The sequence below is a fragment of the Streptomyces sp. NPDC060184 genome, assembly GCF_042728795.1.
In the GTDB taxonomy this organism is placed as follows: domain Bacteria; phylum Actinomycetota; class Actinomycetes; order Streptomycetales; family Streptomycetaceae; genus Streptomyces.
In genome coordinates this window covers 138,972-159,958 of the sequence record NZ_JBHWYX010000009.1, presented here as the reverse complement: position 1 = coordinate 159,958, position 20,987 = coordinate 138,972, and the positions used below count along the sequence as shown (strand labels likewise).

Sequence of the window (20,987 nt, the reverse complement as noted above, 5' to 3'; positions counted from 1 at the left end):
CCAGTGCCGCATGAACAAGGGGAACGTTGGCGCACCTGGACCGCCGGGCTCTCCCACTCCACGGACGAGCCCCGGGCGCACCCCGCACTGGCCATTCAGGTCAACGCCCTGCAGGCCATGTGCCGACAGGTCTTCGGCTTCCGCCTTGCGATGATCGCGATCGCCACGCCGTTTGCCATCGGACACACAGCTGCCGGGGCGGCCATGTGGCTGATCGGTGGGGCCATCCTCGTCACCTTCATGGGGTCGTACGTCCTCTTCCGGGACTGGGAGCGCTTCGGCCCGCAGCTGCTTCGTCACCGGTGGATTCTCGGAGTGGATGTCTCTCTCGGGGCACTGCTGCTGGTCACGGCCACCCCGGAGTCGACGCTCGCTTATGTCACGGTGTGCACACCGCTCCTGGCCGGACTGGTCTACGGGTGGCGGGGCTCCGCGGTCTTCGCGGCGCTGCAGATCGTGATCGTCCTCGGCGTGTACAACACGGTCCCCCGTCTGCGGGGTGAGGGCGACGCGAGCGTTCTTCTCCTTCCCGGGTTCTGCGTGATCGCCGGCGCGGTCGGTGTCACCCTGCGAAATCTGCTGCTCCGGTTCGGGACCGCCAGCCAGGCCCTCACCGAGGCCAGGGCGAAGCTCGCCGTCAGCGAAGCGGTCGAGAGCGAGCGCACCCGCCTTGCGCGAGAGATGCACGATTCCGTGGCGAAGACTCTGCACGGTCTGGCCCTGGCGGCGGAAGGTCTTGCCGGCTCGGCCGGCAGGATGGACCCGCTCACCATCAGGAGCCAGGCGGAGCTCGTCGCCCGCTCCGCAAGGCGCGCGGCTGCCGAGTCCCGCGAGCTCCTCACCGATCTGCGGCGTCAATCGGACTTGGACGACGGTATCGATGTGATTGCCGAACTTCAGGCGCGTACAGCTGACTTCGCGGAACGAGGTGCCGTGACCGCCACCTTCCGTCCTCTGAATGACCTTCCGGTGCCGCCGATTCCCCCCGCGGTCGCCCGGCAGCTCCTCACTGTCGTCTCGGAAGCGATGGAGAACGCCCAGCGGCACGCGGACCCGACCTGTCTCGTCGTCCTGGCGGGTGTGAAGGGTGACGTCCTGCGTCTGAGCGTGTACGACGACGGACGTGGGCTGCCGGACGGCACCACCCTCGAAACCCTGCGGAAGGCAGGGCACTTCGGCCTCGTGGGCATGGTGGAGCGCGCGGCCTCGATCGGTGCTCGCCTTCGCATCGGCAGAGGCAGGGAGGCCCGGGGCACCGAAGTGCGCCTGGAGCTGCCACTTGTCGCTCTCGACACCACCGCGGGGCCGGAGAGACCGCAACCGCATTCCTCCCGGCCCGCACCCCGTCCCATGCATGCATCCGAGAGTCCCTGACAGGAGGTCGCAGAATGCCGGACGACATGTCACGTGCGCAGGGCTCCCACACTCCGAAGAGGAGAGGCGAGACGGACCACACCGCACCCGTCCGCTCGGGTCCGAACACGTCGCAACACCCCGCTGGTCATCGCTCCGCAACAACCGAGGTCGAGTCACCCTTCCCCCCGCTCCCTGCCGCACCCCCACCCGCGGTGTTGAGAGTGGTGGTGGCCGACGACAACCCGGTGGTCCGGGCCGGCCTCGGAGCCCTGCTCTCAGGGCGTCCCGACATCGAGGTGGTGGCCGAGGCGACGGATGGGAGGCAGGCGTACGAGATGGTGTTGTCCGAGCGTCCGGACGTCCTTCTGCTGGATGTGCGGATGCCGGGCGTGGACGGCATCTCGGCCCTTCCGTATCTGGTGCCGATCGCCCCGGTGCTGATGCTCACGTACAGCCGCGAGAGCGAGATCGTGCGGGAGGCGCTCCGGTTGGGTGCCGGCGGCTATCTGGTGCACGGCGAGTTCACGGCCGACCAGCTCGTGGCAGCGGTGCGGGACACGAAGGACGGGAGAGCCAGCTTCACCGCCACAGCGGCCAACGCCCTCCTGGCCCATGTGCGTCAGGGCGCTTCGTCGCAGCGCCCCCCTCTGCCCGATGGCCTTGGGGCTGTGCCGGCTTCCGGGCCATTGCCGAAGGCGGAGGGGGAGAGAAAGGGCCCGCCGGGCGCAGGGCGGGAGTTGCCCGTGATGCTGCCCCAGTCGAAGCGAACAGAAGGGGTTTCGCAACTGCAACCGCCTGTGGGACAGTTCTCGGGGGATGAGAAGTTGCCGAAACCGGGCAACCGGTCTGAGCACGGCCTGAGTTCGAGGGAGGTGGAGATCATGGAGCTCATTGCTTCCGGTATGAGTAATCAGCAAATCGCCGCCGTCTGCTTCATCAGCGAGAAGACGGTGAAGAATCACATCAACCGCATCTTCACCAAGCTGCGCAGCCGGAGTCGCAGCGAGGCCATAGCTCGTTGGCTCGGTACGGCCCCGTCCGCAAGCAGTGGTCCGCAGTGGGAGCCGCGCTCATGAGGAGTGGTCGGAGAGCACCCCGGGCGGTTGGGCTTCCCCGGTTGCGAGCGGGGAGCAACATGCCTGCAGACAGAATCGTTTGGGCCCGAAAATGGGTCCTGGGGCCCTCCGGGGAGCAGGTGCTCACGCCGTATGTTGCTTCTGTCGCCGATGGGACCGGCCAGGAGGAAGCCGGTACTGGAGGCGGCAGTGAGGCAGTGTGCGGGTCGGCCGGCAAGCGGCCGACCGGACCAGGAGGGGACCACCACCATGTCGAACATCACCCTGAAGACCGCTGTCCGCGTCAACGGCTGGGCCGGCACGGCGGTTTCCGCCATCCGGAAGCGGTACGCGGCGAAGGACCGGGGGCAGACGGCGTTCGAGTACCTGGGCATCATCCTGGTCGTCGTGGCGATCATCGGTGCGATCATCGCCACGGGCATCGGCTCGGCGATCAGCACGAGGATCACCAACCTGGTGGACTCGATCGTCACTCAGTAATGCGTCGTGATGCTCGCCCCGATGCAGGGCAGGCTTTCCCCATCTACATCATGATGGTGGGGGGCCTGCTCTTCCTCGCGTTGGCCTTCTTCGCCGTGGGTAAGGCGTCCGCTCTTCGTAACGAGGCGCAAGGTGCAGCGGACGCTTCTGCTCTCGCCGCCGCGCAGTCTGCCCGGGAACAGTTCGAAGCTCCGTTCCTTCAAGCTCTGTGGACCGATTCGCTCGGGATCTTCCTCAGTCAGTCCCCTGTCGCTGCCGGGTGTCTCTCCGCTCCTAGGTTCGCTTCGGACAACGACGCAACGCTCACCAGCTGCGAACCCCATGAGGGTGGGCTCCGCGACTCCATCACGACCAAGGTGAAGGGCAACGGGGCGGTGGACTCGTCCGTCCTGCCAGGATCCGCTGGGACCCGAGCGACGACGAAGGCCACCGCCATCGTCGAGTTTCGGTGCGACTGGAGATCGGTGGATCTCAACGAAGACGGGGTCCAAGACATCTACTTCTTCACTTGCGACGGAAAGATGGCCGAGATTAGGCCAAGCAGCCCTCCTCCGTGGTCCAGCGTGAGCAAAATTCTCTTCGACGTGCACTTGGTCGACAGATGACAGCGAACGACGAGTAGAGGATTCGACCCATGAGCATTCGGCGCGCGATCACATCCCGAAGGGCGGTGGCGGCTGTCTCGGCTGCAGCGGCTCTCGTCCTCGTCCTCTCCGGCTGTGGCGGTGATGAGGGCGACGGGGGTACGGAGGAGGGCGCGCCCCCGGTCTCGGCCTCCGCCACTCCCTCCTCGGAAGACAAGGGGGGGCAGCAGGACACTGCTGCCGGTGAGAACGTGGACCCGGATGTGAAGCTCGCCGAGGTCCGTGGACGCGGAACGACCCTGGTCATCAATCAGGTGGTGCGCGACTCCGGTGGCTTCCTGACAGTTCAGGGAGAGATCAAGAATGTGAGCGACAGGGTCCAGAACTCCAGCGGGTGGGCGGGCATCGAGTCCTCGGTCAGCGGGAGCAACCCGAACTCTGTCGCCGGCGCGACACTGGTGGACAAGACGGGGAAAAAGCGCTACTACGTTCTGCGCGACACGGAGAGCCGCTGTCTGTGCACCACCGGGATCGCTCCGCTGGTGGTGGGGGCGTCCATCCCCATCTTCATGCAGTTCCCCGCCCCGCCCGCCACGACCACCGAGGTCGACTTCACCCTGCCGACCTTCGCCACCACGTCCCTCAAGATCTCCGGGTGAGTGCGCGGATGGCTGACACACGACTGACCCCGGCACGGCGACGGCACCTGGCCGTCCCCGTCGCCTCGGTGATGCTGATCGCCGGTGTGACCCTGTTCGGCGGCACGCCCGCCCTGGCCGACGACGGGCCCTCCGTTCCTCCCGGCACCGAGGCCACCTCCGAAGCGCCTGTCCCTCTCGACGCCAACGACCCCGACCTCCGGATGCCCGAGGGCGGCACGCTCGCCCCGGGCAAGGTTCTCGACATCGTGCAGGTCGTCGAGGACATGGGAGGTGAGGAGCGGCGGGAGGACTCGAACCAGTCCATCAAGTTCGCGCTCCAGGCCGAGGTGCTCTTCGGCAAGGACAGCGCGAAGCTCAGCCCGCAGGCGAACGCGCGGATCGCGGCCATCGCGGCCGAGATCAAGAACCAGAACGCCACCCAGATCCGGGTCTTCGGTTTCACCGACAACCTCGGCTCCGCGGCCCACGGCGACGTGCTCTCCAAGCAGCGCGCGGAGGCCGTTCACGCGGTGCTCTCCCAGCAGCTCGGTGCGGAGGTCACCTTCGAGATCCGCGGGTACGGCGAGGAGTACCCGATCGCGGACAACGGCACCGAGGAGGGCCGGAGGAAGAACCGGCGCGTGGAGGTCTCCTTCCCGCGCGGAGCCACCTCCTGAGGTGCTGATCGGCTGAACCGCCGGGCCCGGGTCGCGAGCACCTCGTGACCCGGGCTCCAGCCGTCCCGGCCCGGTCCGCCGTCCCGCCCAGCTCGGCCGTCCCGGCCCGGTCCGTCGCCCCGTCCGGTCCGTAGCCCCGCCCGGTCCGTCCTCACCGATCGCCCCGGGCCCGCCAGTCGTGGCCGCCCGTCCGGCCGCCACCGTGGTGCCGCCGGTCGTACGCGGACGAGTAGGCGGACGGCGGAACGGGTGCGGTGGCCCGCTCCTCCAGCAGCCGGTCCACCGCGATCGCCGCGGCGGCGCCGGTGACGAGCGAGGCGGCGGGCATCAGAAGGCCCTCGATGTCCGCCAGGTCCCAGCCCCAGGAGACGGCGTAGCCGTGGCCGAGCCCGGCCAGCGGGACGGCCAGGCAGCCGAGCGGGTACAGCATCCGGGACGCCCGAAGTCTTTCGGGGAGCAGCCGGGCTGCCGCCAGTACGGCCAGGGCGGTGACGGCGAGGCTCGGAACGTGCCGCAGCCCCAGCCGCCAGCCGAAGCTCTCCAGGCGTTCCGGGGTGCCCAGCGTCACCTCCAGCGCCCGGCCGACCATGAAGCCGGCGGCGACGAGGACGAGCGCGCCCGCCACCCAGCTGCGGACCAGGGGGAGAAACAGTGGGGTGCGTGGCGCGGCACCTGCGTTGCCCCGCTCTCGGCCCGAGCTGTCACTGCTCACGGTCCACCCCTTCCCGGCGTACGCCATGGCCCCTTCGTGAGAGTAGGCGGCGAGCCGTCCCTCGGCACGGGTCCACGGCCCCCATCCGGGGCCCAAGCCGACGGCGCACGAACCCTGTTGACGTCGCGTGTACGCAACGACCAGGGACCGCCCACCCGAAGCCGTCCCCACGAGGGCTTTCCCGTCGCGTGGATCAATGGGCCCCCGCTGAGCCCAGGGGCCCAAGACTCAGCCCCGTAAGGGAGTTAGCGTCGGATCCGTAGATCACGAGACAGCGATCCGGTGCTCCCCCCACGGTGCCGGCCGCACGCCGACGGGAACCTGCCGTGAAAGTGCTGGAAAGTGTGCGCAGCCTGGTCTTCCTGGGGACCCTCCCGCAAGCCAGGGCCTTCGCCGCCGCCTGTGCGGAACGCACCTCCGTGGTGCTCCTGCGATCCCTGGACCTCGCCGGACGGGCCGACGACCTGGCGGCGTGCCGGGCCGCCGTGGACGTGCTCTGGAGTCCCCACCCGCGGCCCGTCGCGGTCCCGGGGCTGCTCCGGCACCTGCACGCGCTGCCCGAACTGCACGGTCCCGGAGCCGTCGCCGGGCTTGACGTGCTGGCGAGGACCGGGGCCCGCGCGCTGTACTCCGCGCTGGTCCTGGCCGCCAGCCCCGAGGGCCGTGGTGGACCAGGAGGTGCGGTGGAACCGTCTTTCTTCGCACGGGACTTCGCGCGGGAGTTGTACTTTCATGGGGCGAAGCGGCTCCCGGCCGAGGAGGACGGCGCACAGAACCGCGACGTGTCGCTGATCATGTCCTTGCGTGCGGGGGAGCTGCCGGGGGCGCTGGCGTCGTTACGGGCGAAGGCGGCGGAGGAGGGGCGCTACCGGCTGGCCCTGGCCGTCACCGGGTGCACGTCCCACGCACCTGGTCCGGCGGTCCACGTACCCCGCCCGGCGGGTCGGAAGAGGGGTGGCCTGCCGCGCTCCGCGTGATCCCGCGCACCACTGGATCGTGTGGTGGAGGGGCGCCGTCCGTGCGGCGTTCAACGCCCGGCCGTCCGTGACATGCGGACGAAACGCGCGGCGTGCAGGGTGGAGGGCGGCGGACGGGATGAACAGGGCGCGGCGCCGCGGAAGCGGGTGTGCCGAGCAGAGGGCGGACGGTGGGCGCATGCGAAGTCGGCCCGGGAAAAGGGCGGTCGGTTTTCTCGCCGTCGTGCTCTGTCTGCTGGTGGGTGCCTGCGCACCGGGCGGTGGCGGAGGGGTCGACCGGGCGACCTCGCGTCCGGGGGGCGCGAGCGGGAGCCCCGCGGTCCCGGCTCTCCCGCCTGCCCTCGGAACCGTCGTGCGTGCCGGATCGCTTGTCTCCACACCGGACGAAATGGTGCTGCGCAGCGGCGAGTTGAAGGGGTACGAGATAGCGCCCCTGGGGTACGAGGAGGTGCGCGGTACCGAGCGGTCCGACGCCCCCGCCTGTGCCCCGCTCGTCGACCTGGTCAACCTCGATCCTCAACCGGCGCCCACCGCAGCCGTGTTGCGGACCGCCGTCGACGTGTCCCGTGCCGGACGGGACGATCAGACCGTGGTGACCGTGCTGTTGGCCGCGTACGCCGACGACGGCGCCGCCGCGTCGCTCCTGCGCCGGGTGCGGCGGGCCGTCGCCGTCTGCGCCGACGGGTTTCGTACCCGGGGCAGTGACGGGCCGGCCGGGTACACCGCCGTATCCGCGCTGCCCGCCCCGCGCGCCGGTCAGGACGCGGTGGCGTTCCGGATGATGTGCGGCAGAGGCGGGCAGTCGAGCCCGCTGGTGTTCACCGTCGTGCGGAGCGCGACCGCCGTGGTCGTCTTCAGTGCGGCCAACTACCTGGACGGCAGGGTCCCCGCCATCCCGCCCGCTCTCGTCACCGCACAGGCCGAGAAGCTCCCGCCGGCCCCGTGAGGGGCCGAATTCCTTCTCCGTACGGGAGTTCCGTACGGGAGTTCCGTTAAGGGAGGTCAGCCACCGTCCGGCCCCGCCCGGTCCACCGTCACCCGGACCCCGGGCCGCAGTCCCCAGCCCGCCATCGCACCGGCCTGCGACTCCACCGCGTGGCGGGCGCGCAACCGGGGCAGGCCGAGGCGGCCCGGCTTCATCGTGCGGACGGCGACGACGTTCAGCTTCCGGTCCAGGTAGGCCACGTCGATGGCGAACCGCATCCGGAAGGTGTGAACGCTCGAACAGGGCGTCAGCAGCAGCGCACCCTCGATGCCGTCCTGCCCGAGCAGCCCCCGGGTGCGCGCCCGGTACGAGGCCGCCACCCGCAGCGGGACCACCCGTGCCTCGCCGCCCGTACCCACGGTCAGTGTTCCGTCGCCATCACGCCATCTGCCCATGGGGCCGACCGTAGCGCCCGCCGGAAGGACGCGTGCCCTGTCGGGCAAGATCGAGCGGGCGAGGACCGAGTGGGCAACGAGGAGTGGGCAACGAGGAGTGGCAAGGGCTGAGTGGGCAAGGACTGAGTGGGCGCGGACTGGGCGGCCCGTCAGTGGGCCCTCGGGCCCAAGACCCGTGCGGGGGAGTGCGATTAGGGTCGGTCCGTGGACGCCACCTGGATCGCCGTCGTGACCCTCGCCGCCGTCTGGGGCACCGCCGCCGGACTGCTGATCCCGCGTGCGGCGTACCGGTTCTCGGTGGAGCCGGAGGAGAAGTGGCGGGACTCCTGTCCCGCCGGGCACCCGTTCCCCGCGACCGGCCCCAGCCGCGGCTGGCTGGGCCCTGCCCGCTGCCCGGCCTGCACGACGACCACACGGGCCACGTCGACCACGACGGGAGCGACGTCCACGACGTCCACGACGTCCACGACGTCCACGACGTCCACGACGTCCACGACGTCCACGACGTCCACGACGTCCACGGCAGGCACGACGAGCGCGACGGCACCGGCGAGCTCCACGGGCAGCACCCCCACCCCCACCCCGTATGCGCCGCAGCTCGCCCTCCCCGTGGTGACCGCACTGGCCTGCGCCCTGCTGGCTGCCGCGACCGGGGCGCGTCCCGAGCTCGCCGTCTGGCTGCTGCTCGCTCCCGTCGCCGTGCTCCTCGCCGCTGTCGACCACCGGGTCCACCGCCTGCCCGACCAGCTGACCCTGCCGCTGGCCGGAGCCGCCGTCGTCCTCCTGGGCGCGGCGGCCCTGCTGCCGGAGCACGTCGGTTCCTGGACCGGGGCGCTGCTCGGCGGGGCCGCGCTGGGCTGCTTCTACCTGCTCCTCTACCTGATCAACCCGAACGGGATGGGCTTCGGCGACGTGAAGCTCGCCCTCTCCCTCGGCGTGGTGCTCGGCTGGTACGGCTGGCCCGTGCTGGTCGCGGGCGGGTTCGCCGGGTTCCTCTTCGGCGCCACGTACGGCTTCGGGCTTCTGGTGCTGCGGCGCGCGAACCGTCGTACGGGCATCCCGTTCGGCCCCTTCATGATCGCGGGCGCGCTGACCGGCGTCCTCCTGGGTGCCCTGTGACGCCCGGCCACGGGCAGGTCGGGGCGACGGTACAGCCGGCTGCCGAAGCCGACGGCCGAACCCCAAGGCGCAGGATCTCAAAACCGTTCGCGGTCGCCGCGCTCTCCTGCGACCCTGCGGACATGCCGAAGCAGCCCGAAACCCCCGCCTCCTCCCCGCTCCTCACCGGGGCGTCCGCCGACCGGTTCGCCGCGCTGGTGGCCGAGGCGGAGGCGGCGCCGACGGACGGCTGGGACTTCTCCTGGCTGGACGGGCGGGCGACCGAGCAGCGGCCCTCCTGGGGGTACGCCCGCGCGATGGCCGACCGGCTCGGCCGGGCCACCGCCGCGCTCGACATCCAGACCGGCGGCGGCGAGGTACTGGCCTCGGCTCCCGTCCTGCCACCGCTCATGGTGGCCACCGAGTCCTGGCCGCCGAACGTGGCCCGCGCCACCGGCCTGCTCCACCCGCGCGGGGCGGTGGTGGTCGTGGACTCCGACGAGCCGCCGCTGCCTTTCGGGAACGGCGCGTTCGACCTGGTGACCAGCAGACACCCGGTCACCACGTGGTGGCAGGAGATCGCCCGGGTGCTGGCCCCCGGGGGCACGTACTTCTCCCAGCAGGTCGGTCCCGCGAGCGTCTTCGAGCTCGTCGAGCACTTCCTCGGCCCACTGCCGCCCTCGGCGTACGCCGCGCGCGACCCCGAGCGGGCCCGCGCCGAGGCCGAGGCGGCGGGGCTCGTGGTGACCGACCTCCGGTCGGAGTCGCTGGACACCGCGTTCTTCGACATCGGGGCCGTCGTCTACTTCCTCCGCAAGGTCATCTGGATGGTGCCGGGTTTCACCGTCGACGCCTACCGGCCACAACTGGAGTCGCTGCACCGGCGGATCGAGGCCGAGGGCCCTTTCACCGCCCGCACCACGCGCTTCCTGATCGAGGCGCGCAGGCCGACAAGCGCCCCGTGGAACGGCTTTCGGTGAGGAAATCGTTAACCTCCCTCCCCTTGTGCCGTCTTGTACCGCAGAGTGCGATCCTGGACGAGTTGTACGGAGAGAGGGAGCGTGTCGTGGGGAGCGAGCAGTCCGGGGGGACAGCCGGCCGACACCGCTCGGGCAGGTCCGACTGGCTCCGGGGCGCCCGGATCATCGGCGTCCACGGTGTCTTCTACCGCCCGGACGGCCGGGCAGGCGGCGCCGAAGCGGTCGAGTTCGTCCTCGCGGACGAGCGGTCCGTCCTGATGACCTGCGCTTCGGACCGGACGCTCCGGGTGACGGCCGGCACTTGGCCGAGGCTGCCCGAATGGTGCGTGCCCGCCGGGCTGTGGGTGCACGGCCCGCTGAACAGCGTGCCGCCCGCACCGTACGGGGGAGGCTGGACGGTCACCGGGGCCCGGGAGAGCCGGGACGAGAGCGACGAGGTGCGCGAGGCCGTCATCCACTGTGAGAACGGCGACTTCGTGGTCACCGCCGGGGACGCGCTCGTCATCCGCTTCCACTCGGCCTGAAACCGGCCTCGAACCAACCGGTAGCGGTCTCGAACCCGATCCGGACGTCGAACCAACCGATACCCGGCCCCGACCCGTACCGGCCCCGACCCGTCCCGGCCCCCGCCCCGGTACGCCCCGGTGCCCGCCCCGTTACGCCCCCTTGCCCGTCCCAGGCGCCCCACACGCCCCGGAATGCCGGATTCCCTGCCCGGAACGGAGTTCGGTGAATCCGGAGAGTAGTTGTGGAGTGGCGCGGCGGGCGAAAACGCTCACGAAGGGTTAGGGTGGAGCTCCCCCCCTCGGGCCGGTCCGTATCCCCCCCACGGACCGGCCCGATTTTTTTGGGAGGTCCGGGGCCCAGGGTGCCCGGGCGGTGTCCCCGCCGACTCCCCTCCCGCACTACGCCTCCCCGCATGACGCCCTCCGCACTACGCCTCCCACCCCCTGCCGGGGCCTCCGGCGCGGGCCCGGTACTCCCCGGAGTCGCCGCGCGACACGGTGGTACGAGAGGCGGGCGAGTGCTCACATTTCTCTGTTTTTCGCGGAGTTGTGACAGACCGGGTTGGGCCCGTGCCGCCTTCCCGCAGTAATGTGACGGCTTCGGGGAATGCCGGCGCGCGGCGCGGCACTCGTCCGCGCGGGGCCGTGCGGACATGGCGGCGAACCCCCACGGGGAGGTCCCCGTACCCCTGTGACAGGGGCGGGCGGGCCGATGACCCGTACGGAACCGAGAGGGTGAACTCAGTGAACTTGCGCGACCTGGTGTACGGGCTCTACGCACGCCGGGTGGAAGGCCGGCTGGACCACTCACAGGTGCCGAAGCACATCGGGGTCATCCTCGACGGCAACCGCCGCTGGGCGAAGGCGTCCGGTGGTTCGGCGGTGCAGGGGCACCAGGCCGGCGCGGACAAGATCTCCGAGCTGCTCGGCTGGTGCAACGAGACCGATGTCGAGGTCGTCACCCTCTGGCTGCTGTCGACGGACAACTTCGACCGCCCCGAGGCCGAGCTGAAGCCCCTCCTCGGCATCATCGAGAACACCGTGAGCAACCTGGCCTCGGACGGCCGCTGGCGGGTCCACCACGTGGGCACCATGGACCTGCTCCCCGCCCAGACCCAGCTCGTCCTCAAGGAGGCGGAGCAGGCCACCGCCGACATCGACGGGATAATCGTGAACGTCGCCGTCGGCTACGGGGGCCGCCAGGAGATCGCCGACGCCGTGCGTTCGCTGCTCCTGGACCACGCCGACAAGGGCACCAGCTTCGAGGAGCTGGCGGAGGTCGTCTCCACCGACCTCATCTCCGAGCACCTCTACACCCGCGGTCAGCCCGACCCCGACCTGGTGATCCGTACCAGCGGTGAGCAGCGGCTCTCCGGATTCATGCTGTGGCAGAGCGCTCACTCCGAGTACTACTTCTGCGAGGTCTTCTGGCCGGCCTTCCGCAAGGTCGACTTCCTCCGCGCGCTCCGCGACTACGCGGCCCGCCACCGGCGCTACGGCGCCTGAGCGACCCGGCCCCCGGAGCCGCCCGCAAGCGGGACCACCGGCAGAGCGCCCACTCCTTATATACGTACGCGATATACGTACGCGCCATATACGTACGCGCCACCGCCACGAGGGCGTCCCCGCCGACCGGGGGCGCCCTCGTGGCGGTCCTCCGCCCGTCGGCCGGTGGTTGCCACGTGTCCACCTGGGCGTCCCGGGACGGTGGCACAACCCGTGGCATGGCTTCGGGCGTTCGAGGGAATATCCCTGACAGGTCGACGTCCGGTCAGCAACCAGGCGGACGTCGCATCACGTGGGCGGCCCACCGGACCGTCCACCCGGGAGGCCCTTTGCACACGAAGGACCGTACGCACCGTACGTCCGACGCGGAGGGCCGGTGTTCGGCCCGCGCATTCGGGTCCGAACCCGGTCCGTCCTCTTCCTCCGGGAAGTTCCGCGACGTCCGTCGCACTCCCCGACCTCGTCCGAGGGGGTACGTCCTTCCGTGGTGACCAGCTCAAAGCGCCGCATGCCCGACAGGCGCACCTATGTTCTCGACACCAGCGTCCTGCTGGCCGACCCCAACGCCATGACGCGCTTCGACGAGCACGAAGTCGTGCTGCCGATCGTCGTCGTCACGGAGCTGGAGGCCAAAAGGCACCACCCGGAGCTCGGTTACTTCGCCCGGCAGGCCCTGCGCCTGCTCGACGACTTCCGCGTCCGGTACGGCAGGCTCGACGCCCCGATCCCCCTCGGGGACCTGGGCGGCACGCTCCGTGTCGAACTCAACCACTCCGACCCCGGCGTGCTGCCCGCCGGCTACCGGCTGGGGGACAACGACTCACGGATTCTCGCGGTGGCGCGCAACCTCCAGGCCGAGGGGTACGACGTCACGGTCGTCTCCAAGGACCTGCCGCTGCGCATCAAGGCGTCCTCGGTCGGGCTGCTCGCCGAGGAGTACCGCGCCGAGCTGGCCATCACCGACTCGGGCCATACCGGGATGGCCGAACTGCCGCTCTCCGGGGAGCAGGTGGACCTGCTGTACTCCGAGGAGACGCTGTACGTCCCCGAGGCGGCCGAACTCCCGGTGCACACCGGGCTCGTCCTCCAGTCCGAGCGGGGCAAGGCGCTCGGCCGGGTCACGGCGCAGGGCAACGTCCGCCTGGTGCGCGGGGACCGGGAGGCGTTCGGCATCCACGGCCGCAGCGCCGAGCAGCGGATCGCGCTCGATCTGCTGCTCGACCCGGAGGTCGGCATCGTGTCGCTCGGCGGCAGGGCCGGTACGGGCAAGTCGGCGCTGGCGCTCTGCGCCGGCCTCGAAGCCGTCCTGGAGCGCCGCCAGCACCAGAAGGTGATGGTCTTCCGGCCGCTGTACGCGGTCGGCGGGCAGGAGCTGGGCTATCTCCCGGGCAGCGAGGCCGAGAAGATGAGCCCCTGGGCGCAGGCCGTCTTCGACACGCTCTCGGCGGTGGCCGGGCGCGAGGTGATCGAGGAGGTGCTGGGGCGCGGGATGCTGGAGGTCCTGCCGCTCACGCACATCCGGGGCCGCTCGCTGCACGACGCGTTCGTGATCGTCGACGAGGCGCAGTCCCTCGAACGCAACGTCCTGCTGACCGTTCTGTCCCGTATCGGGGCAAATTCCCGTGTGGTGCTCACCCATGACGTGGCCCAGCGGGACAACCTCAGAGTCGGCCGGTACGACGGCGTGGTCGCCGTGGTGGAGAAGCTGAAGGGTCATCCGCTCTTCGCCCACGTGACACTCACCCGCTCCGAGCGTTCACAGATCGCCGCACTGGTGACCGAAATGCTCGAAGAGGGATAGATCAACGACAGATTCGGTGAACTGTCCCGCATGTCCCTGAGGGTCGCCCGGCGAGCGAAGCAGCTTAGCCGGGCGTCTTCATGTCGCGCCGTCATTTCCGTCAAACGGGTGGCGTAAACGGCGTGTGAGCTTTCCCACGCAACAGAGAATTGCTTCCCGGCGTCCTCGTCCGGCAGAGTCTTGCTTCCGTCAGGCCCCGCATACGGAAACCGGGCACCTTCCGAGGCGCTCAGCACCACACAACTCAACAACCGATCTCCGTATGCCGCCCGCGAGCACTACGCGGCACTTCCGCGAGGAAGTCGCCCACCGGGCCCGTGCCTCCCGTGACCCAAGCAGTAGGGAGGCCAGTGTCAGAGGGCACGATCGCGCCCGCGAGGTCACCTAAGCGGGCGATGCTGGAAGGACACCGTGTGAGCCGGATCTCGGTCCGGGGGTTCGCAGTGGCATCAGCCACCGCGGTCACCACCGTTGGCGCCGTCGTAGGCGTTGCTTCGGGCAGCACTCCCGCTGTCGACGACAACAACTTCGAGGCGACCGCAGCCGACACCACGCTGCTCGCAGACATCCCCGTGGGCCACCAGGCCCAGGTCCAGACCGCTTCGCTGACGCAGCAGGCCGATGCCCAGGCATCCGCCGCCGACGCCGCCGCGAAGAAGTCGGCCGAGGAGTCGGCCCGCCTGCAGGCCGCCAAGGACGCCAAGACCAAGAAGCAGGCGGCCGAGGACCAGGCGCAGCGCGAGAAGGAAGCCAAGGAGGCCCAGGAGGCCAAGGACGCCGAGGAGCGCGCCAGCCGCTCGGCCGTCCGCGACGCCACCTCGTTCGCCGCCCAGGGCTCGTACAGCGTCGCCGAGGTCCAGGCGATCGCCCGGCAGATGATCCCCGCCGACCAGTTCCAGTGCTTCAGCAACATCGTGAACCACGAGTCGACGTGGAACTACCGCGCGGTCAACGCCTCCTCCGGCGCGTACGGCCTGGTCCAGGCGCTCCCGGGCTCCAAGATGGCGTCCGCGGGCGCCGACTGGCAGACCAACCCGGCCACCCAGATCAAGTGGGGCCTCAGCTACATGAACGCCAGCTATGGCAGCCCCTGCGGTGCCTGGTCGTTCTGGCAGGCCAACAGCTGGTACTAGGCCGCTGGTACCGGGCCGCGCCGGCAGCCCGCCGCGCAACCTCCCGATGCCCCGCACCGTCCTACGGTGCGGGGCATCGTGCGTGGTGCGACACGTTGCCCATGTACGGTCGCATTCCGGCTGTTCGGGGGTAGACGGTCGGTGCACACCCACGGGGGAGAGGGCCCACGCATGTCGAAACTGCCCGGTTGGCTCGGACGAGTCGGGGCCGAACTGACGGACCTGGCCGCCCGCCTGGACGAGCGGCGGCAGCGAGCCGAGGCCGAGGAGGCCGAGTCCGGGCACGGCCACGCGCACGCCTCCGCGCATTCCGGGCATCACGCCGCCTCCGCCCGGGCCGCGCGGAGCGCCCCGGACGCGACCGCCCAGGTTCCCGCACCGCCCGCCTACGCGCCCCAGGTCGCCGCCCGGCCCGATCCGGTGGCCGCCATCCCCTGGGGCATGCGGGTCGCCGCCGAGGCCGGCTGGCGGCTGCTCGTGCTCGCGGGGACCCTCTGGGTGCTGATGCGCGTCATCAGCGCCGTCCAGCTCGTCGTGCTCGCCTTCGTGGCCGCCCTGCTGGTCACGGCGTTGCTGCAGCCGACCGTGGTGCGCCTGCGGCGGTACGGGCTGCCGCGCGGCCTGGCCACCGCGGTCACCGCCGTCCTGGGCTTCGTCATCATGGGGCTGGTCGGGTGGTTCGTCGTCTGGCAGGTGATGGACAACCTCGACACGCTCTCCGACAAGGTCCGCGACGGGATCGACGAGCTGAAGCGCTGGCTGCTCGACAGCCCGTTCCACGTCACCGAGTCGCAGATCAACGACATCGCCAAGAACCTCAGCGACACCATCGGCACCAACACCGAGGAGATCACCTCCGCCGGCCTCCAGGGCGTCACGGTGATGGTCGAGTTCCTCACCGGGATGCTGCTGGCGATGTTCTCGACGCTCTTCCTGCTCTACGACGGCAAGCGGATCTGGCAGTGGACCCTCAAGCTGGTCCCCGCCCAGGCGCGCCCGGGGGTGGCCGGGGCCGGACCGCGCGCCTGGCGCACCCTCACCGCCTATGTGCGGGGCACCGTGATCGTCGCGCTGATCGACGCCATCTTCATCGGTCTCGGGATCTACTTCCTCGATGTGCCGATGGCGGTGCCGCTCGCCGTGTTCATCTTCCTCTTCGCCTTCGTCCCGCTGGTCGGCGCCGTGGTCTCCGGGGCGCTGGCGGTGGTCGTGGCGCTCGTCACCGAGGGGGTGTTCACCGCCCTCATGGTGCTGATCGTGGTGCTGGCGGTGCAGCAGATCGAGGGGCACATCCTCCAGCCGTTCATCCTCGGCCGGGCGGTGCGGGTCCACCCGCTCGCCGTGGTCCTCTCCGTCGCCGCCGGCGGGATGGTCGCGGGCATCGGCGGCGCGGTCGTCGCCGTGCCGCTGGTCGCCGTCACCAACACGGTGGTCGGCTACCTGCGGTCGTACAGCCGCCAGGAGGCCCAGCGGCACGCCCCGCAACCGCACGGCGCCTCCGCGCTCCACGTCGCCCCCACCCCCGCCCCCGGCACCCCGCCCGAGGACAGGTACGACGAGTCGTACCCGGGCGGCGGCGAGGACGGTCCGGGCGGTACGCGGACGGACGGTAAGCAGGCGGACGGTACGCGGACGGACGGTACGCAGGCGGGCGGTTCAGGGCCGGGCGCCACGGAGCCGGGCAGTACGCCGCCGGGTGCCGGCGGTCCGGCCGACGGGACCACCGCTTCGGAGGACGGGGACACGCCTCCCGGAGCGGACGACGTACCCGGAGCGGACAACGTAATCGGAGCGGACGACGTACCCGGAAGCGGAGAGGACCGCCCCCGGGCGTGACGGGGACGTCAGCGGGCGGCCCTCGCGACGGCCTCCGGGGTGAGGGGCGTGAAGAAGTTGACGAGGGTGCCGTCGGGGTCGCGGAGGAGCAGCGACCGGTTGCCCCAGGGCATCGTGGTGGGCTCGTTGACGAAGTCGGTGACGAAGCCGGTGAGGTTCCCGTACACGCGGTCCACGTCCTCGACCAGGAACTCGACGATCACGCTGTGGTTCGCGGCGGGGCGGGCGGAGCCCGGCGCGAACAGCGGCACGGTGCGGGTGCTGCCGATGGCGAGCGTGGCGCCGGAGGTCCTGATCTCGGCGAAGTCCTCGGTGGACCAGGTCGCCGTCACCCCGGTGGCCTTCTCGTAGAACGCGACGAGACGCGAGAGGTCGCCGGTGATGATCCGGATCGATGCGAGGTCCATGGTGTTCTCCCTGGGACGGTGGAAGCTCTGCCCTTCGCACGATAGAAGCGATACCGGACAGAACCGGTCCGGTATCGGAGCGGAACATCCACGAGATGCACGAGATGCACGAGATGCATCAGGACGCACAGGGCTCACGGGGCTCGCGTTAGGCTCCGGGCATGTCCCGCCCCGCCGGTCGAGTGCTCACCCTCCTGGAGCTGCTGCAGTCGGGCGGCGTCCGGACGACCGCCGAGCTGGCCGGCCGGCTCGGGGTCGACGCCCGCACCGTGCGGCGGTACGTGGACCATCTGATCGACCTCGACGTGCCCGTCGAAACGGTGCGCGGTCGCTACGGCGGATACCGGCTCGGCCCCGGCTACCGCATGCCCCCGCTCATGTTCGGCGACGACGAGGCGCTCGCCGTGCTGCTCGGCCTGATCGCCGGGCGCAGGACGGGGCTGACGACGGCGGGCGGGACGGCGGCCGGGACGGCGGGCGAGACGGCTGCCGCCAAGATCCGCCGGGTGCTGCCCGAGCGCGTCGCCCGCAGGCTCGCCACGGTGCTGGAGGCCCTGGCCTTCACCGATCCGCCCGGCGAGCCGGCCGCTCCGGACGCCGGGGTCCTGCTCACCGTCGCCGACGCGGTACGCCACCGTCGGCCGCTCTCGATCAGGTACACCGGGCGCGACGGACGGTGCGGCGAGCGCGGCCTGCATCCGTACGGGATCGTCGCCCACGCGGGCCGCTGGTACGTCACCGGCACGGACCCCGGGGTCGGCGAGGACCGGACCTTCCGGCTCGACCGCGTCGCCGACGCGAGGACCCTGCCCGGTTCGTTCGAGGCACCCGAGGGGCCCGAGCCCGCGGAGCGACTTCTGGCCGGGTTCGCCGCCGCCGAGTACCGGCACCGGGTGACCCTGCGGATCCACGGTACGGCCGAGCAGATCCGCGCCCGTCTCCCCGCAGCCGTCGCGAGCCTGGACGAACTCCCCACGGATCCGCGCGGGGACGGCACCGCCGGGAACATGGACGGGACCGACTGCACCATGGACGGGGGCACGGACGGGACCGACGGGGACACGGACGGGACTGCGGGCACCGGCACAGCCCCGGCTCCGGCCCCGGAGGCCGAGCGCTGGCACCGGGTCGAGCTGCGGGCGGAGCGGCTCGACTGGCTGCCCCCGCTACTCGCCTCGCTGGACCGGCCGTTCACCGTCGAGCGCCCGGACGAACTGCGCGCTCTCGTCGTCGCGTTCGCCGACCGCTTCGCCGCCCGCGCCCGCCGCACCTGATCCGGGCGAGCGCGCGCACCGTACGACAAGAACCGCGCGCACCCCACGACAGGAACCGGGCGCACCGTGCGAGCGCGGAAGCGTGCCCGGAGAGCGAACAGCGCGCACGCGAAGAAGGACCCCGCGGACGGTCGGTCGTCCACGGGGTCCTTCTCGTACAAGGTACCGCTGTCCTATTCGGCGAGCACGGCCTCGGCTTCGAGGGTGACGCCGACGGCCTGGAGCACCGAAGCGATCTTCACGGCTTCCTGGATCGTCTCGCGGTCCACGCCGGCCTGGCGGAGCACCTGCTCGTGGGAGTCCAGGCACTGGCCGCAGCCGTTGATCGCGGAGACGGCGAGCGACCAGAGCTCGAAGTCGACCTTCTCCACGCCCGGCTTGCCGATGACGTTCATCCGCAGACCCGCGCGGAGGTTGCCGTACTCCGGGTCCGACAGCAGGTGCCGGGTCCGGTAGAAGACGTTGTTCATCGCCATGATGGCGGCGGCCGACTTCGCGGCGGTGTACGCCTCCGCGGAGAGGTTGGCCTTGGCCTCCGGCTCCAGTTCGCGCAGGACCTTCGGCGAACGCGAGGCGATCGCGCAGGCGAGCACGGTGCCCCAGAGCTGCTGCTGCGGCAGCTCGCTGTTGCCGATCACCGAACCGAGGTTCAGCTTCAGGTCCTTCGCGAAGTCCGGTATGGCGGACTTGAGTTCGTCGAGTGCCATGGTGGTATCAGCTCACTCGCCGGAGAGGAGGGCGACCGGGTCGAGGGTGTTCTCGCCCTTGGTCCAGTTGCACGGGCACAGCTCGTCGGTCTGCAGGGCGTCGAGGACCCGCAGGACCTCCTTGGGGTTACGGCCCACGGAACCGGCGGTCACCATCGTGAACTGGATCTCGTTGTTCTGGTCGACGATGAAGACGGCGCGCTGTGCGAAGCCGTCCTCGCCCTCGATGCCGAGGTCGCGCATGAGCTCGTGCTTCGAGTCGGCCATCATCGGGAAGGGCAGGTCGGTCAGGTCCGGGTGGTCCTTGCGCCAGGCGTGGTGCACGAACTCGGAGTCGCCGGAGAAGCCGAGGATCTGGGCGTCACGGTCGGCGAACTCGTCGTTCAGCTTGCCGAAGGCGGCGATCTCGGTCGGGCACACGAAGGTGAAGTCCTTGGGCCACGCGAAGACGATCTTCCACTGACCCTCGTAGGTCTTGTGGTTGATCTGAGCGAACTCCTTGCCGCTCTCCAGCGACACGCAGGCGGTCAGGTCGAACTCGGGGAACTTGTCACCGACAGTGAGCACACGATCTCCTAGCAGGTCAGGAATTCCCCTTTTGGGGGCCTTCCTGGAGGGTTGGACTGGCTCCACCTTGGCACAGAGAGCATTGATCGCGGAAATAGCTACACTCGGTGCCGATGATCGGAGGTACCTATCAGTGGCTCAGGCAATCCAGGGCAATAGGACCAAACAGCCCAGCCTCTCGCAGCTGCGCGCCTTCGTGGCCGTGGCGGAGCACCTGCACTTCCGGGACGCGGCGGCGGCGATCGGGATGAGCCAGCCCGCGCTCTCCGGGGCCGTCTCCTCGCTGGAGGAGGCACTCGGTGTCCAGCTCATCGAGCGGACGACGCGCAAGGTGCTGCTCTCGACGGCGGGCGAACGCCTCGCGCTCCGCGCCGGTGCCGTGATGGACGCGGTCGGGGCGCTCGTCGAGGAGGCCGAAGCGGTACGGGCGCCGTTCACCGGCACCCTGCGGCTCGGGGTGATCCCGACCGTCGCCCCGTACCTGCTGCCGGCCGTGCTGCGCCTGGTCCACGACCGGTACCCCGAACTCGACCTCCAGGTCCACGAGGAGCAGACCACCTCGCTGCTGGAGGGGCTTTCCGCCGGACGGCTCGACCTGCTGCTGCTCGCCGTGCCGCTCGGTCACCCCGGGGTGACCGAGCTGCCGCTCTTCGACGAGGACTTCGTGCTGGTCACCGAGCGGAACCACCGGCTCGGCGGGCGCGCCGACCTCCCCCGCGAGGAGCTGCGCGGCCTGCCGCTGCTGCTGCTCGACGAGGGCCACTGCCTGCGCGACCAGGCGCTGGACATCTGCCGGGAGGCCGGGCGTACGGACGGGGCGCCGGTGACGACGACCGCCGCCGGGCTCTCCACCCTCGTGCAGCTCGTCGCCGGCGGCCTCGGGGTGACCCTGCTGCCGCGCACCGCCGTGACCGTGGAGACCGCCCGTAACCCGGCGCTCGCCACCGCCCGCTTCGCCGACCCCGCCCCCTCGCGGCGGGTCGCGCTGGCCATGCGGACCGGGACCGCCCGGCACGAGGAGTTCGGCCAGTTCGCCGCCGCGCTGCGCGAGGCGATGGCCGTGCTGCCGGTACGGATCACGGCCGCCGGGGAGGAGTGAACCCGGGCGGTCGCCGGTACGGCCGACGGCCGAAGGGGAGCGGGCACCCGTGCGGTCGCGGGTACGGCCGACGGCCGCCGGGGAGGAGTGGACCCCCGCGCGCCGCGGCCGCCCCCACCGCCCGCCCCCCCCCCCCACCGCCCCCCCCCCCCAACGCCCCCGCCCACCCCACCCCCCCCCCCACGCCCCC

General features: G+C 70.9%; 21 protein-coding genes and 1 pseudogene. 17 read left to right on the top strand and 5 right to left on the bottom strand.

The window, feature by feature from the left end:
* Positions 1-3 precede the first annotated feature (3 nt).
* The 6 genes from ACFWEE_RS08780 to ACFWEE_RS08755 all read left to right on the top strand — a co-directional run bounded on the left by ACFWEE_RS08780 (position 4) and on the right by ACFWEE_RS08755 (position 4,814).
* Positions 4-1,374, top strand: coding sequence for a sensor histidine kinase (locus ACFWEE_RS08780; RefSeq protein ID WP_386887660.1), 1,371 nt, complete (start codon positions 4-6; stop codon positions 1,372-1,374).
* Positions 1,375-1,388: 14 nt separating this feature from the next.
* The gene (locus tag ACFWEE_RS08775; RefSeq protein WP_386887658.1) at positions 1,389-2,432 is read left to right on the top strand and encodes a response regulator; all 1,044 of its coding nucleotides are present in this window, start codon (positions 1,389-1,391) and stop codon (positions 2,430-2,432) included.
* A 249-nt stretch (positions 2,433-2,681) separates the two neighbouring features.
* Positions 2,682-2,912 carry a hypothetical protein gene (locus ACFWEE_RS08770; protein ID WP_386887656.1) on the top strand — a complete coding sequence of 77 codons (231 nt, stop codon included), beginning with the start codon at positions 2,682-2,684 and terminating at the stop codon, positions 2,910-2,912.
* A complete protein-coding gene (locus tag ACFWEE_RS08765; RefSeq protein ID WP_386887654.1) occupies positions 2,912-3,517 on the top strand; it encodes a pilus assembly protein TadG-related protein in 606 nt (201 codons plus the stop codon). Before ACFWEE_RS08770 ends, ACFWEE_RS08765 begins: the two co-directional genes overlap by 1 nt.
* A gap of 29 nt (positions 3,518-3,546) precedes the next feature.
* Positions 3,547-4,155 (top strand): hypothetical protein, encoded by a 609-nt coding sequence (locus ACFWEE_RS08760; protein ID WP_386887652.1) that lies wholly within the window; start codon positions 3,547-3,549, stop codon positions 4,153-4,155.
* A gap of 8 nt (positions 4,156-4,163) precedes the next feature.
* Positions 4,164-4,814, top strand: coding sequence for an OmpA family protein (locus tag ACFWEE_RS08755; RefSeq protein WP_386887650.1), 651 nt, complete (start codon positions 4,164-4,166; stop codon positions 4,812-4,814).
* 151 nt (positions 4,815-4,965) lie between these two features.
* Here the strand turns inward: ACFWEE_RS08755 and ACFWEE_RS08750 are convergent, their stop codons facing one another.
* Positions 4,966-5,526: a hypothetical protein gene (locus ACFWEE_RS08750; RefSeq protein WP_386887648.1), complete on the bottom strand. Its 561-nt coding sequence runs from the start codon at positions 5,524-5,526 to the stop codon at positions 4,966-4,968.
* A 326-nt stretch (positions 5,527-5,852) separates the two neighbouring features.
* Here ACFWEE_RS08750 and ACFWEE_RS08745 point away from each other — a divergent pair, with 326 nt between their 5' ends.
* Both ACFWEE_RS08745 and ACFWEE_RS08740 read left to right on the top strand, forming a co-directional pair.
* The gene (locus tag ACFWEE_RS08745) at positions 5,853-6,503 is read left to right on the top strand and encodes a hypothetical protein (protein WP_386887646.1); all 651 of its coding nucleotides are present in this window, start codon (positions 5,853-5,855) and stop codon (positions 6,501-6,503) included.
* Positions 6,504-6,891: 388 nt separating this feature from the next.
* Positions 6,892-7,449 carry a hypothetical protein gene (locus ACFWEE_RS08740; RefSeq protein WP_386887645.1) on the top strand — a complete coding sequence of 186 codons (558 nt, stop codon included), beginning with the start codon at positions 6,892-6,894 and terminating at the stop codon, positions 7,447-7,449.
* Between the two features lie 56 nt (positions 7,450-7,505).
* On the opposite strand, the gene ACFWEE_RS08735 is transcribed toward ACFWEE_RS08740, so the two are convergent.
* Complete coding sequence (locus ACFWEE_RS08735; RefSeq protein WP_386887644.1) at positions 7,506-7,883, bottom strand: DUF192 domain-containing protein; 378 nt, start codon at positions 7,881-7,883, stop codon at positions 7,506-7,508.
* A 204-nt stretch (positions 7,884-8,087) separates the two neighbouring features.
* On the opposite strand from ACFWEE_RS08735, the gene ACFWEE_RS08730 reads away from it, so the two are divergent.
* The 7 genes and pseudogenes from ACFWEE_RS08730 to ACFWEE_RS08700 all read left to right on the top strand — a co-directional run.
* Positions 8,088-9,002: a prepilin peptidase gene (locus ACFWEE_RS08730; protein ID WP_386887642.1), complete on the top strand. Its 915-nt coding sequence runs from the start codon at positions 8,088-8,090 to the stop codon at positions 9,000-9,002.
* A 122-nt stretch (positions 9,003-9,124) separates the two neighbouring features.
* Complete coding sequence (locus ACFWEE_RS08725; RefSeq protein WP_386887640.1) at positions 9,125-9,961, top strand: methyltransferase domain-containing protein; 837 nt, start codon at positions 9,125-9,127, stop codon at positions 9,959-9,961.
* An 86-nt stretch (positions 9,962-10,047) separates the two neighbouring features.
* Positions 10,048-10,485 (top strand): hypothetical protein, encoded by a 438-nt coding sequence (locus tag ACFWEE_RS08720; RefSeq protein ID WP_386887639.1) that lies wholly within the window; start codon positions 10,048-10,050, stop codon positions 10,483-10,485.
* Between the two features lie 726 nt (positions 10,486-11,211).
* Positions 11,212-11,973, top strand: a complete 762-nt coding sequence (locus ACFWEE_RS08715; protein ID WP_386887709.1) for an isoprenyl transferase — start codon at positions 11,212-11,214, stop codon at positions 11,971-11,973.
* Between the two features lie 484 nt (positions 11,974-12,457).
* The gene (locus ACFWEE_RS08710; RefSeq protein WP_386887637.1) at positions 12,458-13,774 is read left to right on the top strand and encodes a PhoH family protein; all 1,317 of its coding nucleotides are present in this window, start codon (positions 12,458-12,460) and stop codon (positions 13,772-13,774) included.
* 413 nt (positions 13,775-14,187) lie between these two features.
* Positions 14,188-14,907, top strand: coding sequence for a lytic transglycosylase domain-containing protein (locus tag ACFWEE_RS08705; RefSeq protein ID WP_386887635.1), 720 nt, complete (start codon positions 14,188-14,190; stop codon positions 14,905-14,907).
* A 171-nt stretch (positions 14,908-15,078) separates the two neighbouring features.
* Positions 15,079-16,503, top strand: a pseudogene (locus tag ACFWEE_RS08700) (AI-2E family transporter); the annotation flags it as partial.
* Between the two features lie 248 nt (positions 16,504-16,751).
* On the opposite strand, the gene ACFWEE_RS08695 reads toward ACFWEE_RS08700, so the two are convergent.
* Positions 16,752-17,150, bottom strand: coding sequence for a VOC family protein (locus tag ACFWEE_RS08695; RefSeq protein ID WP_386887633.1), 399 nt, complete (start codon positions 17,148-17,150; stop codon positions 16,752-16,754).
* A gap of 161 nt (positions 17,151-17,311) precedes the next feature.
* Here ACFWEE_RS08695 and ACFWEE_RS08690 point away from each other — a divergent pair, with 161 nt between their 5' ends.
* Positions 17,312-18,424 (top strand): helix-turn-helix transcriptional regulator, encoded by a 1,113-nt coding sequence (locus tag ACFWEE_RS08690; protein ID WP_386887631.1) that lies wholly within the window; start codon positions 17,312-17,314, stop codon positions 18,422-18,424.
* A 173-nt stretch (positions 18,425-18,597) separates the two neighbouring features.
* On the opposite strand, the gene ACFWEE_RS08685 is transcribed toward ACFWEE_RS08690, so the two are convergent.
* Positions 18,598-19,131: an alkyl hydroperoxide reductase gene (locus ACFWEE_RS08685; protein ID WP_327177727.1), complete on the bottom strand. Its 534-nt coding sequence runs from the start codon at positions 19,129-19,131 to the stop codon at positions 18,598-18,600.
* Between the two features lie 12 nt (positions 19,132-19,143).
* Positions 19,144-19,698 (bottom strand): peroxiredoxin, encoded by a 555-nt coding sequence (locus tag ACFWEE_RS08680; protein WP_327177728.1) that lies wholly within the window; start codon positions 19,696-19,698, stop codon positions 19,144-19,146.
* 133 nt (positions 19,699-19,831) lie between these two features.
* On the opposite strand from ACFWEE_RS08680, the gene ACFWEE_RS08675 reads away from it, so the two are divergent.
* A complete protein-coding gene (locus ACFWEE_RS08675; protein WP_386887629.1) occupies positions 19,832-20,797 on the top strand; it encodes a LysR substrate-binding domain-containing protein in 966 nt (321 codons plus the stop codon).
* The last annotated feature ends 190 nt before the right edge of the window (positions 20,798-20,987 follow it).